This is a genomic window from Corynebacterium tardum, from assembly GCF_046717785.1.
Classification (GTDB): Bacteria; Actinomycetota; Actinomycetes; order Mycobacteriales; family Mycobacteriaceae; genus Corynebacterium.
The window spans coordinates 450,676-462,923 of record NZ_CP177104.1 but is presented as its reverse complement, the minus strand read 5'-3'; the positions used below and the strand labels follow the sequence as shown (position 1 = coordinate 462,923).

The 12,248-nt window shown below is 64.4% G+C and carries 14 protein-coding genes; 7 read left to right on the top strand and 7 right to left on the bottom strand.

Going from position 1 to position 12,248, the window contains the following annotated elements; all coding sequences use genetic code 11:
• The first annotated feature begins 37 nt into the window (after positions 1 to 37).
• Together ACLI1P_RS02245 and fdhD are read left to right on the top strand one after the other, a co-directional pair.
• Positions 38 to 286, top strand: a complete 249-nt coding sequence (locus ACLI1P_RS02245) for a DUF6457 domain-containing protein (RefSeq protein ID WP_296135224.1) — start codon at positions 38 to 40, stop codon at positions 284 to 286.
• A complete protein-coding gene (gene fdhD / locus ACLI1P_RS02240) occupies positions 283 to 1,134 on the top strand; it encodes a formate dehydrogenase accessory sulfurtransferase FdhD (RefSeq protein ID WP_411709301.1) in 852 nt (283 codons plus the stop codon). Before ACLI1P_RS02245 ends, fdhD begins: the two co-directional genes overlap by 4 nt.
• Here fdhD and ACLI1P_RS02235 read toward each other — a convergent pair.
• Positions 1,103 to 1,888, bottom strand: coding sequence for a formate/nitrite transporter family protein (locus ACLI1P_RS02235; RefSeq protein WP_296135227.1), 786 nt, complete (start codon positions 1,886 to 1,888; stop codon positions 1,103 to 1,105). The two genes, fdhD and ACLI1P_RS02235, sit on opposite strands and share 32 nt — an antisense overlap.
• Before the next feature lie 125 nt (positions 1,889 to 2,013).
• Between ACLI1P_RS02235 and ACLI1P_RS02230 the strand changes: the two genes are divergently transcribed.
• The 3 genes from ACLI1P_RS02230 (at position 2,014) to ACLI1P_RS02220 (ending at position 4,582) form a co-directional block, all read left to right on the top strand.
• Positions 2,014 to 2,763, top strand: coding sequence for an ABC transporter ATP-binding protein (locus tag ACLI1P_RS02230; protein ID WP_411709300.1), 750 nt, complete (start codon positions 2,014 to 2,016; stop codon positions 2,761 to 2,763).
• A 254-nt stretch (positions 2,764 to 3,017) separates the two neighbouring features.
• Positions 3,018 to 4,013, top strand: a complete 996-nt coding sequence (locus tag ACLI1P_RS02225) for a hypothetical protein (protein ID WP_411709299.1) — start codon at positions 3,018 to 3,020, stop codon at positions 4,011 to 4,013.
• Positions 4,010 to 4,582 carry a hypothetical protein gene (locus tag ACLI1P_RS02220; protein WP_411709298.1) on the top strand — a complete coding sequence of 191 codons (573 nt, stop codon included), beginning with the start codon at positions 4,010 to 4,012 and terminating at the stop codon, positions 4,580 to 4,582. Before ACLI1P_RS02225 ends, ACLI1P_RS02220 begins: the two co-directional genes overlap by 4 nt.
• Positions 4,583 to 4,640: 58 nt before the next feature.
• Here the strand turns inward: ACLI1P_RS02220 and rplE are convergent, their stop codons facing one another.
• The 5 genes from rplE to ACLI1P_RS02195 form a co-directional block, all read right to left on the bottom strand.
• On the bottom strand, positions 4,641 to 5,192 hold the full coding sequence (rplE, locus tag ACLI1P_RS02215; RefSeq protein WP_411709297.1) for a 50S ribosomal protein L5: 552 nt from the start codon (positions 5,190 to 5,192) through the stop codon (positions 4,641 to 4,643).
• Position 5,193: 1 nt separating this feature from the next.
• Positions 5,194 to 5,508 carry a 50S ribosomal protein L24 gene (rplX, locus tag ACLI1P_RS02210; RefSeq protein ID WP_005527724.1) on the bottom strand — a complete coding sequence of 105 codons (315 nt, stop codon included), beginning with the start codon at positions 5,506 to 5,508 and terminating at the stop codon, positions 5,194 to 5,196.
• A 4-nt stretch (positions 5,509 to 5,512) separates the two neighbouring features.
• Positions 5,513 to 5,881 carry a 50S ribosomal protein L14 gene (rplN, locus tag ACLI1P_RS02205; RefSeq protein ID WP_296134921.1) on the bottom strand — a complete coding sequence of 123 codons (369 nt, stop codon included), beginning with the start codon at positions 5,879 to 5,881 and terminating at the stop codon, positions 5,513 to 5,515.
• Between the two features lie 388 nt (positions 5,882 to 6,269).
• Positions 6,270 to 8,300 carry a sucrose-specific PTS transporter subunit IIBC gene (locus ACLI1P_RS02200; RefSeq protein WP_411709296.1) on the bottom strand — a complete coding sequence of 677 codons (2,031 nt, stop codon included), beginning with the start codon at positions 8,298 to 8,300 and terminating at the stop codon, positions 6,270 to 6,272.
• Between the two features lie 110 nt (positions 8,301 to 8,410).
• A complete protein-coding gene (locus ACLI1P_RS02195) occupies positions 8,411 to 9,736 on the bottom strand; it encodes a glycoside hydrolase family 32 protein (RefSeq protein ID WP_306508363.1) in 1,326 nt (441 codons plus the stop codon).
• A gap of 21 nt (positions 9,737 to 9,757) precedes the next feature.
• On the opposite strand from ACLI1P_RS02195, the gene ACLI1P_RS02190 reads away from it, so the two are divergent.
• Together ACLI1P_RS02190 and ACLI1P_RS02185 are read left to right on the top strand one after the other, a co-directional pair.
• Positions 9,758 to 10,627 (top strand): carbohydrate kinase family protein, encoded by an 870-nt coding sequence (locus ACLI1P_RS02190; RefSeq protein ID WP_411709295.1) that lies wholly within the window; start codon positions 9,758 to 9,760, stop codon positions 10,625 to 10,627.
• Entirely contained in the window at positions 10,624 to 11,016 is a 393-nt protein-coding gene (locus tag ACLI1P_RS02185) for a hypothetical protein (RefSeq protein WP_306508365.1), read from the top strand. Before ACLI1P_RS02190 ends, ACLI1P_RS02185 begins: the two co-directional genes overlap by 4 nt.
• On the opposite strand, the gene ACLI1P_RS02180 is transcribed toward ACLI1P_RS02185, so the two are convergent.
• The gene (locus tag ACLI1P_RS02180; protein WP_411709294.1) at positions 11,013 to 12,233 is read right to left on the bottom strand and encodes a hypothetical protein; all 1,221 of its coding nucleotides are present in this window, start codon (positions 12,231 to 12,233) and stop codon (positions 11,013 to 11,015) included. The genes ACLI1P_RS02185 and ACLI1P_RS02180 overlap by 4 nt on opposite strands.
• Positions 12,234 to 12,248 lie beyond the last annotated feature (15 nt).

Below are 12,248 nucleotides of genomic sequence, written 5' to 3'. Positions count from 1 at the left end.
ACATGCAGTTTTCCAAAACGCGTTAGCATGGAACGTCATGAGTGAAGAACAGGACCCCATCCGCACCGCGCACGAATGGCTCGAGGAGGCCGCCGAGCTTGTTGGCGTCTCCCCGGCCGACGCCACCGCCCTCATCAAAGAGCTGCTGGACCTAACTAAGGACGTGGCACATACGCAGTCTCGCCCCGCTGCCCCACTGACGGCGTACCTGGTGGGCTTGGCCGCCCAGGACGTCGACGAGGCCCGCGCGCACATCGCCACGTTGAAGGAGGCCCTGAACCGATGAGCGGGCGCGTCAACGCCACGTTTGCCGTGACCAAGGTGCGCCTCGATGACACCGGGCAGGTCACGCAGGTCGATACCCGCGGCGATACCGTCGCCGGCGAAGAGCCGCTGGAGATCCGCGTCGGTGGCCAGACCCTGACCACCACGATGCGCACGCCCGGCCACGACGTCGAGCTGGCCCACGGCTTTCTGCATTCCGAGGGGCACATTGAGAAGGTCACCGACGTCCAGGAGGCGCGCTACTGCGCGGGCGCGTCCGTGGACGGGCGCAACCCCTACAACCTGCTTGACCTGGAGCTCACCAATGCCCAGCCGCTCGCGCTGACGGATCTGCGCCTGACCACCACGACCTCCGCGTGCGGCGTGTGCGGCACCTCCTCCATCGAGGCGCTGATGAAGCAGTCCCGCTACGAGATTCCGCGGGTACCGGTGGATCCGGGGGTTGTCGCCAAGCTGCCCGAGGCTCTCAAGCGCGAGCAGAAGCAGTTTCGCAAGACCGGCGGCATCCACGCCGCGGGCGCGTTTACCCTCGACGGCGAACCCGTCGTAGTCCGCGAGGATGTGGGCCGGCACAACGCCGCCGACAAGGTCATCGGCCATCTACTCATGGAGGACAAACTCCCCGCCAGCGACCTCATCCTGGTGATGAGTTCGCGCGCCAGCTTTGAGCTGGTCAACAAGGCCGCCATGGCCGGCTTCAGCATGCTCGTCGCGGTCTCCGCTGCTTCATCTCTGGCGGTAGAAACCGCACGGGAAACCGGCATGGCGCTCGTGGGCTTTGCCCGCGGGGACCGCTTCAACCTCTATTCGGGCGAGCTTAGTCGCGGTACGCTTCCGGGCCGGAGTTAAGCCAGGCGTACACGCCGCCGATGAGGAAGCCACCGCCGATGAGGTTTCCTACCCACACGATGGACCAGTTGCCCAGCACCGCGCCCAGGGTAAAGCCCTCCGGCAGCGGGCTGGAGCAGAAGAAGGTCAGGGTCATCAGGCAGAAGTTCGCAATCACGTGCTCGAGCCCCAGGCCCACGAAGCAGGCAATGATCGGCACGATGACGAAGAATTTGGACACCACGTCCTTGGCAAAGACCGCGCCGACGATAGCCATGTTGACCACGAAGTTGGCCAGGATAGCCTCCACCAGCAGCCCGCCGGGCCCCTTTTCCAGCTTGCCGGCAGAAAGCGTGTCAATGAGGTGGCTCGGGTCAATGTTGCCCAGCTTCGCCGACATGCCCATGGCCGCCGCGAAGACGGCCGCGCCCACCAGGTTGAATACCGTGGTCACCACGAGCAGCCACAGGCCTTTGCCCCAGCCCACGTCCTTGCGCACCGCGCCGTAGACCATGTACATCATGTTGCCGGTGGCCAGCTCCGCACCGAGGAGGACGATGGCGAACAGGCCCAGCCCGAAGAAGCAGGCAAAGACCAGCGCGCCCATGCCGGGCACATGCTTCTCCACACCCATCCCCAGCACCGCCGCAAACGCCGTACCGATGGCCAGGTACACGCCCGCCAAGGTAGAACGCACAGCAAAGCGAGAGAAAGACTGATCAAGGAGCGCGACCTTCTTCGTCGCGGCCGCCGCCGCGGAGTCATTGAGAGACATGGTTTACCTCGCAGAATAAAGATTTCAGAGACCTTTGTATCGTACCCTGCCCAGAACACGCCTTCTGAAGTATCCCTTCTCCGCAATCAACAATTGCAATCATTTTTCACTTATGAAACCCTTGGATGATGCCGCACCCCCTATCCGTCCAGCACCTCAGCTATGGCTATTCCGCCCGCGCTGAGGTTGTTCGCGATATATCCTTTGACCTCGCCCCAGAGTTGACCGTCGTCCTCGGAGCCAACGGTGCTGGGAAAAGCACCCTCATGCAGCTTATTGCCGGGGAGCTACACCCGCCGGCAGGAACCATCTTTGTGGGCGGTGAGGACGTTCGCTGTTCCGACTCGTGGCGGCAGCGCGTCGGCTGGGTTCCGCAACGCAGTGTGTTCGATCCGGCGCAGCGAGCAGTGGATTTCGTGGCAGCCGTGGGCTGGCTGCGCGGGCTGGACCGCGCGACGGCACGCCACCGCGCCGTCAATGCCTTGGAGCTGATGGGCTTGGAGGAACACAGCGCTACTCGTCTGCGCGCGATGTCCGGCGGGATGCAGCGCCGCGCCATGGTCGCGGCCGGAATTGTCCACGAGCCAGATGTGCTGCTTCTCGACGAACCCACCGCAGGCCTCGACCCACACCACCGTTCCTCGCTCATGCGCGCATTGCGTGACATGGCATCGGACGGCACCACGGTCCTGATGTCAACGCACGTGGCGGCTGATATGGATTCCGCCGACCGCGCACTCATTCTTAATGGTGGGTGCATCACAGCCGATTCTCCTGTCGCAGATTTCCTCGCACGGTATGGCTCCGTGGAAGAAGGATTCTGCGCCGTCACCGAATCAGCCACCAGTGGGACACACGAGGATACCGCTTCGTGAGACACGTTCGCTTCATCCCTGTTGCCCTTTTCACCGCACTGCTGAGCTTTGCCTCTGCTCGGGGCAGTAGCATCGCCGGGTCCTGGCCAGAGGCCACCGCAATCTGTGCGGTTGTCGCCGCGGCTACAGGCGTACTTCTCGCAAGTGCTACAGCCTGGGACGCAGGAAGTCAGGATGCTACGTTCCTGCGCTCCGCCTCCACCTCACGCGCCCGCACAGCGGCACTTCTCGTCGGTCCGGCTTTGGCGTGGGGTTTGGCCAGCATACTTTTCGGCTTCATGATCCTGGCGGGGTTTGTATATACCGCGCCCGTGGGCGGCTCACCGTGGTTCCTCGTAATACTCAGCAGCCTCGTGTGGGTTGGGTTTTGTGCTGTTCTCGGCGCGAGCTTAGGCGTCCTCATCCGGCGCCGGCTTCTCGCCGCGTTGCTCGCAGCACTCCTGGCGCTAGCACTGTGCGTGGTTTCGGCGCGTGCTGATTCCACCCCGGCTTTCCTGCGCTTTCTTTTCTTCCCCGGCAATGGCTACGAGCTAATAGCCCGACAACCACGGATGACTCTTATCGGGATCTCCATTGTCATGGTTACCGTTTTGGGCTCCTGCGTCCTTGCCGCCTTAACGCGCCACCACCCTGCTCCGCGTTACACCGCGCTGAGTTTTCTAGTCATCATCACCGTCGCCGCTGTTGGCTCCGCGGCAGTGGGACCGCAGGGTACGCGGGCACGGGACACCGCGGAGGCCTCGGCAAGCTGCACCCAGAATGCGAACGAACAACGCTACTGCAGTTGGCCCGAGGACACCGCACTCGTCGTAGCTGCAGACGCGCACTGGCAGGAATTCACGCAGGTGCTTGTCGACGCCGGCCTCCCTCCCCTCACCGGCACATACGGTCAACCTGGCTCGTCGCACGCCACGGAATTATCCCACACAATTACTAGCCCAGCGGCCCTGTATACCCGCGTTTATGAAGCGCAAGCTGCGGCCCTACGCGCTCAGCGCCCCTGCGAAGAAACCGCTGCCTCTCGCAACGCACACCAGGTGCTCTCGGACTGGGCCACGTATGCCTTCAGAACGCAGGACGACAGGTTTTCTACCCTCAGCCCACAAGGCTCAACTACTCCCGCGCGTGCCTGGATTGAGAACGAGCTTTCGCACCGTTCGCCCGCGGAACAAGCCAGGGCTCTGGCTCCCTTTGTGCACACCATGCAGACGTGCGACTCCGAGCTACCGCCACTGGAGGTTGAACAATGAGCCCTTACCTGACACTTCGCCGTTGGCCGGAGTTCTTCTTGATCCTCAGCCTTGGGTTGGGGGCACAGTTCCTGGATAACCTGGCCATTCCACAGCTCTTCGGAGCTCCACTGAACCGTCCCGTTTTCGTTTTCAACCTCCTCCCAGTACTCGTCACAGGCTCCATACTGGCGTTGCTGAGCAGTTCGTGGGACGAGAACTACGAAGCTGCGAGCACCGCACGTTCACTACATAGGGAAAGACTTGCCTTGTTGGGTGCGGCCGCTGCTTCGTGGACTGCAGTGTTCGGATTCGGATTGCTCATTGGGGTGGTAGCAATTCATTCTGCATCGACGCTGCTCTTCTGTCTCGCTGCAGTTGGGCTCGTGCTAGCACTGCGTAGCCGCCTGGGGTCGAAGACCTCTGCGGGAGTTTCGCTCCCGCTGTCGTTACTGGCGCCCCTCTTCCCCTGGTACGTGGGAGAGACCACGCCACTGGGCAACTCCCTCGGCCAAGGAATGTCGCCCATCGTTGCCATCGTGTGCGCTGCCCTCTTCGTTGTCGGCGCAGCTGTGTGGTTTCGCCACTAAAACGCACAAATCCCCCGGCCTCCTTCACGGAGTGCCGGGGGATTGCCTCAAGCGCTATTTACTTGAACGGGAAGCCGAGCTCGCGCAGGAGCTTGCGGCCCTCCTCGTCGTTGGTAGCGGAGGTCACGACGGTGATGTCCATACCGCGCGGGCGGTCCACCTTGTCGATGTCGATCTCGTAGAACATGGTCTGCTCGGTAAGACCGAAGGTGTAGTTGCCGTGGCCGTCGAACTGCTGGTCGGAGAGACCGCGGAAGTCACGAATACGCGGCAGCGCGATGGTCAGCAGGCGGTCCAGGAACTCCCACATGCGGTCGCCGCGCAGGGTAACGCGTGCGCCGATGGGCATGCCCTCACGGAGCTTGAAGTTAGCGATGGACTTCTTAGCACGACGCACCTGCGGCTTCTGGCCGGTGATCGCGGTGAGGTCCTCGAGAGCGCCGTTGATCAGCTTGGAGTCGCGGGCAGCGTCGCCCACACCCATGTTGACAACAACCTTGGTGACGCCCGGAATCTGCATCACATTGTCGTACTTGAACTCGTCGTTCAGAGACTTCTTGATTTCCTCGCGGTAGCGGGTCTTCAGACGCGGAGTGTAGTTCTCGCTCATTTTAGATGTCCTTCCCGTTGCTACGTGCGATGCGGACCTTCTTGCCGTTTTCATCGAAACGGTAGCCCACGCGGGTCGGGTTGCCCTCGGAGTCAACGATCGCAACGTTGGAGACGTGGATCGGAGCTTCCTGGGTCACGATTCCGCCGGACTCGGCGCCACGCTCAGTAGCGGAGTTAGCAACGTGCTTCTTAACGCGGTTAACGCCCTCAACGAGGACCTTGTCGCGCTTCGGGTATGCCTCGATGACCTTGCCCTTCGCGCCCTTATCCGGACCCGAAATAACGATCACCATATCGCCCTTATGAATCTTCATAAGACTAGATCACCTCCGGTGCGAGAGAAACGATCTTCATGAAACGCTTATCACGAAGCTCGCGAGCAACCGGGCCGAAGATGCGGGTACCGCGCGGCTCGCTGTCGCCCTTCAGAATAACTGCGGCGTTTTCATCGAATGCGATGTAGGAGCCGTCCGGGCGACGGGTCTCCTTCTTGGCACGGACGATGACAGCCTTGACGACATCGCCTTCCTTTACGTTGCCACCCGGGGTGGCATCCTTGACAGTGGCGACGACAATGTCACCAATGCCAGCGAAACGTCGAACGGAGCCGCCGAGAACGCGGATGACGAGGATCTCTCGTGCACCGGAGTTGTCGGCGACGCGCAGACGCGATTCTTGCTGAATCACTATGGGTCTCCTGACCTGGATTAACGTGCGTCAAGATTTCCGTCCTTGACACACCTGGTCTACTTGCTTGCGTGGCATAGGTTGTGCGACGAACGCGCTGTTCACAGCGGTCGAAGGGTCTCGGTGCGGCGATTCGGAAACGCATCGCGCTGCACCGACCGGCCATATGCAACCCGTACATTCAACCACGCCATACCCCATTTCCCCAAATCCCGCACGCGCGCCACGCGCTCCCCCTCCTCGCTGTGCCACCGCCCCGGTGGAATCAAGCGCCGGCGCAGTGCTTGACGACGACCAGCGTGGTTCGCCTTGCAGGTCTGGACGCATGTCATTCCTGCACCAATGGCAAAGGCCCCGACGAATGCCGGGGCCGGGTGCTGATCAGGGGTTAGGCGTTCGAGGCCGGAACGGCCGAGCCTCCCGCAGTCGAGGCCGCGCTGCCTGCCTCGGCGGCGGGGGCCGGCTTCGGATCGACGGTGAGCAGGGCGTCGCCGAAGCTCACGTCCGCACCCGAGTGGTAAGCCGGCAGGACCGTGCCCGTCTTCTTGGAGTTGGACACGACAACCGGGGTCGTCACCGGATAGTCAGCGGCCTTGATGGCGTCGATGTCGAACTCGCAGAGAAGGTCACCCGCCTTCACCTCGTCACCCTTGGAGACGTGAGAGGTGAAGTGCTCGCCCTTGAGGTTCACGGTGTCGAAGCCGATGTGCATGAGGATGTCCACGTTGTTGCCGTCGGCGTCCTTGCCGCGCACGGCGTAGGCGTGCTTCGAGGGGAAGGTGACGGTGACCTTGCCGTCGATCGGGGAAACCAGGCGGCCCTCGGTGGGCTCGATGGCACCGCCGGCGCCGAGCTTGCCGGCGGCAAACATCGGGTCAGAGACAGAGGACAGCGCCACGGCGGTGCCTTCCAGCGGGGAGGCCACGCGGTAGGCGTTCGGGTCGGCGGTGGCGGAGGGAACATCGCCGCCCGCACCGGCGGCGGCAGACGCCTCATCCGGGTCGATGGAGCCGTTCTTGGCAATCAGGTAGCGGCCGTAGGCAAAGGCAGCGCCAAAGGATAGGAGGAGGGAGACGAAGGCGCAGATGAAGAACTGGGTGTAGTCCTCCGGGCGCATGGAGACGAAGCCGATGAAGCCGGCGGCGCCGAGGGCGGTGGCTTTGACGTCGAGAAGCGCAATGAGCGTCGAGGCGATGGCGGAAGCACCCATGCCGATGTAGAACGGCCAGCGCAGGCGCAGGTTGACACCGAAGATGGCGGGCTCGGTAATACCGAAGAGCGCGGAGACACCCGAGGCACCAGACAGGCCCTTGAGCTTCTCGGACTTGGTGAGGAAGTACACGGCCAGGGCCACGCCACCCTGCGCGATGTTGGCAATGGAGGCCACCGCGAAGATGAAGGAGCCGCCCTCGTTCCACAGCATCGTCTCAATCGGCGGGAAGGACTGGTGCAGGCCGGTAATGACAATCGGCGAGTAGAACAGACCGAAGATGAAGCCGCCGACCGGGCCGGCGAAGGTGTAGAGGTCGTTGAGGCCCGCACCCAGCATGTCGCCGGCGGTGCGCAGGACCGGGCCCACCGCGATGAAGGTGATAAAGCCCGTCACCAGCAGCGTGAGCAGCGGGGTGAGCATGAAGTCCACTGTGCCCTTGAGGTGCTTGTGCAGGAACTTCTCAATGGTGGCCAGAATCCAGGCGATAACCAGGATGGGCAAGATGGTGCCCTGGTAGCCTGCCTGGGCGACGTCGAGGCCGAAGATGTTCCAGTAGTTCATCTCCCCGGCGTCGATGGTGGCGGCGACCTGGTAGCCGTTGACCAGGTCCGGCATCACCATCGCCATGGCCATACCCGCGCCGAGGAACTCGTTGCCGCCAAACCGCTTGGTGGCGGTGAAGCCCACCAGGATGGGCAGGAAGGCAAACGGCGCGGAGGCTAGGAGGTTAATAAGCCCCGCCACGTCCGCCATGGCCGGGTACATCTCGATGACGGACTGCTCGCCGAACAGGCCGTTGGCGGTCAGGACGTTGTTGAGTGCCATGAGCAGACCGCCGCCGACCAGAATCGGGATGAGCGGCACGAAGATGTCCGCCAGGATCTTCACCGCGCGGGAGAACCAGTTGCCGGAATTCGCGGCGATGTCTTTGAGCTTGTCGGTGGAGACAGCGATGTCCTTGGTGGTCATCTTGTTGAGCTCGTCAAAGACAATGTTGACGTCGCCCGGGCCGACGATGACCTGGAACATGCCGCCGGCCTCGAAGATGCCTTTGAGGTCCGGGTCATTTTCCAGCGCGGCCGTGTCGACCTTCTTGCTGTCCTTGAGCACCATGCGCAGGCGGGTGGCGCAGTGCGCGAGGGCGACGATGTTGTCTTCGCCGCCGATGGCTGTGAGGGTTCGCTGCGCGACTTGAGAGTGATCCATGCCGCCGTGCCTCCTAGAGTGAGATGAACTAAATAGCGTCACCTCTCATTAGACCCGACACACCAACATAAAGCCAACTATTCGGACCTATATGTAGGAAACTTCACGCCCTAACGGGCTTCCCAGCCCCGCCAGCGGGCATCGCGGGCGCCAAAGACTGCCGACGCCGCCGCGATCCGCCCCTCCCCCGCAAAGACCTCCACCGCGCAGCCGTCCGCGATGAGCTCCAGGTCTCCGGCCGGGCAGGGCACCACGCGCTCATCATCACCAGAGGCCAGGCGCAGCTCTCCCCCGCCGTAGGTGACGCGGTAGGCCTCGGCCCCGGAGGAATCGACAAGCGCGTACGTGCCCTCGCCCGCGGTCAGCGTGGCCACCGACCCGAAGCCCTCGCGGGCCGGCTCCGGCGGCACTGATGCCAGCGACCACGCCGGTGCCTGGCGCAGCTCCCCCGCCTCCAACCACACGCGCCGCGGCAGGGTGAGCGTGTGCACCCAGCCCTGGGCCACGGTCGGGGTGTCGTCCTGGGCGGGCAGCCCCATCCAGCCCAGCATGAGCGCCTCACCGTCACGCTCCAGCAGTTGGGGCGCATAAAACTGGTGGCCGTAGTCCAGCTCGCTAAAGCCGCGCTCGACGTGGAAGACGGTTCCTTCGAGGCGTCCCACGAGGTAGCCGCACTGGTCGGAGGAGGCGTAGTGCGTAGTGCCGTCGGCAAGCACCGGCTCCAATCCTTGCGGGCAGATGACCAGGACCTCCTTGTCCTGACCCGTCGCGCGGTCCCGCAGCGTGAGGAGGTTGGGGCACTCCCACATGTAGCCGCCCGGCACCATGTCCGGGCTTAAGCCCGGTTGCGCACCAGACGTGTCGAAGGTCAGCGCGCCCTGGAAGGACCATGAAGCAAGGTCCGCGGAGCGGTAAAGCACCACGTGCCCGGTCTCGTCCTCTCTCTGGGCGCCAAGGACCATGCGCCAGCCCTGAGCATCGCGGGTAATCTGCGGGTCGCGGTAATGCCCGGTAAAGCCCTCCGCGGGCCCATTGATGAGCGGGTTCGCGGCGTCGTGCTCGTAGAAGCCGCCTTCCGGGCCAGAGGCATCCACCGCGCGCACCCGGTTCTGCGACGGGATGCGCTCGCCGTCGCGCTTGAGGTTTCCGGTGTAGAAGAGCCACACGTCCTCCCCGTCGACCACCGCGCCGCCGGAGTAGCAGCCGTGCGCGTCGTGCCCACGGATGGGATACAGGGCGTCCGGGTAGTGCCGCCACGGCTCCGGCGCTTCCACGGAGGCTGCCGCATGCCCCCAGCCGGTCTGCTTCGGCGCGTGCGGGAAGCAGGGATCATGCTGGTAATAAGCATGCAGCGTGGTGCCGTCGAGGAAGAGGCCGTTCGGGTCGTTGAGGCGGCCTGTGGGGGCGGAGAGATGGTAACGCGGACGGTAGTTCATGTCCTCGATACTATGGGCTTTATGGACATTATGGTGTGTGGCGAAGGACTCGTTGACCTCGTTCCGCGCGGCCGCGGGCGGCTGGCGGACCTTACCCCGGCGCTGGGCGGTGGCCCCTTCAACGTCGCGGTGGCGGCGGGGCGCTTGGGCGCTGACGTGGGGTTTCAATCGCGGTTGTCCACGGACGCGTACGGTTGCGCGATGGTGGACCGCCTGCAGGAGGAGGGCGTGGATACCTCCCTGGTGCAGCGCGGCGAGGAGCCCACCACGTTGGCGGCGTGCGCTATCGCCGACGACGGCTCGGCCACCTACTCCTTCTACACTGAGGGCACGGCGGACCGGCTGGTGGAGCCGGTGCTTGACGACGTCTCCTGGGCCTGCTTCGGCACCGTCTCCCTTGCTCTGGAACCGGGAGCCTCACGCTACGCGGAGCTGCTTAAGGAGCTGGCCGCCCGCGGCACGAAGGTGGCTCTGGATCCGAACATCCGCCCCTTCTTTGCCACCGAGGATCACCGCGAATTCCTCTTGTCGTTGTTGCCGCACGTCACGCTGCTCAAGCTCAGCGAGGAAGAGGTCGACTTCTTAGGCGCCCAGGCCCTCAAGTCGGTTCCCGTGGTGGTGACCACCCGCGGCGGGGAGGGGCTCAGCGTGCGCGCCGGCTCGGTGACTGTCTCTGTCCCACCGGTGACCGTGGAGGTGGCGGACACCATCGGCGCGGGCGATACCGTCATGGCCGCCCTACTCGCGCAGCTAGCGCAGACGGACCCGGGCGCGCTGGGTGAATCCGAGTGGCGCGACGTACTCCACTTCGCGGCCACCGCAGCGGCAATCACGGTCTCGCGCACCGGCGCGCAGCCGCCTACCCGCGCCGAGGTGGAGGAGAAGCTGTGACCTATCCCCTGCGCACGGGCGCGCTCCACGGACTGCTCTTCCTCGTCGTCGCGGTGTCCTTCATTCTCCCCGTCGTCTTCGGGACGGGCGCGCTGCTGCCGGTGCCGGCTGCGATGGGTCTGTCCGTGCTGGTGGGCATTGCCGCGCTTGTCGACGCCTCCTTCCATGCCTTCGCCCCCGCCCAGCGCCCTACGCGCGGGCTGCGCGCCGTCTCCGCGCTGGGCGCACTAGCGCTCATCGCCGGCTGGCTGGTGTGGCTCAAGGTCTTCCGCACCATCGACCTCGTCAGCGGCGCGCCCTACCGCGTCGGGACTTTTTTGCTCGCGGTGGGCGCGGTGCTCAGCGTCTTTAGCATCGCCATCGCGCTGACCCACCGCCGGGTTCGCTAAAGGATGTCTGCCGGTATGTAGGGCATGCGCAGCGAGCCCATGGGCACGCTGACATCGCTTTGCCAGTATCCGCCCGCGCCATCAACCGGCAAGGTGACCTTCGTGCCCTCGTAGCCGTCCCACGCATCCCCTTTGTTGAGGCCGATGCATTCCTGGTTTGCTCTGACCAGCACCTTGCCCCGCGAGCCGCTCTTCTCGCCGCTCAACGTCACCGGCGAATCCAGAACCAGCATCCAGACCTCGGTGGACCCATAGCCTTCCGACACGATGTTGGGGTCATCGCCAGCCAGTTCTCGTGCCTTTGCCTTGCGGACGGTACCAGTCACGGTAGAGGGCACATCGGCTGGATTGCCGTCGACCCGCTGGCGGTTCTTGCGGTACGTGCACTTTTCGAGGTCGCCCGCGCTGGTAGCACCTTCATCAGGTGCGGGGTCTGCGCCGGAGGACGCGTCGCTTCCCCCGGGCGCCATTCCGGCCGGCGGGGTCGGGTTCGGGCCTTCCGCCACCTCGGCCTCAGCGCCGTTGTCCGCAGAGTCGGTCCCCGCGCCGGCGGCACTGATGGTATCCAGGGCGGACGTATCGCCGGTGTCTGTCCACTCGATGGCCTTCGCGCCCGCCGGGCCACTGGAGGAAGGGTCAAAAGAGGCCTTGGGGCCCGCGACCAGCTTCGTGCCATCGATGGTGAACTCGGTGGCGTCGTGGGAGCGGCTGAGGGACTGGCCCTCGACCTGGATAAGCCCCACGCCTGACTCCGCCGCCATCACGCTGGCGCGGTATCCGCCGGCAGAGGCCGCGCCGTCCACCAGCACGTCCTTCACCGTGACTAGGTCTTGGCCGTCGTTCTCGGTGCTAAACACCGCCACTGGGTTGGTCTCCAGCGTGCCGCGGCGCACCAGCAGCTCCGGAATGTCGTCCCCGGTGGCCTCCACAATCGCGTACTGGAAACCGGAGGGAGTGGACTTGGTGCCGTTGCTGAGACCAGCGTCCTCGTTCGGGTAGTTGAACTCAATGTCTCCCGGGTGGGCGATAACCTCCTCGTAGACGCTGCGCGCGCTGTCCTGCGGATCCGTACCCGCCTCCGAGGCGTTAGCGGAGGTCTGCTGCTGTGCGGCCGGGGAGGCGTCGTTAAGCGCAGGCTCAGGGCCGTCCTGGTTGGAGCACCCGGCAAGAGCGAGCGCGGCGGTGACGGTAAGGGCGAGCGGGGCGCGATAATTCATGTCGGTGAGAGCCTT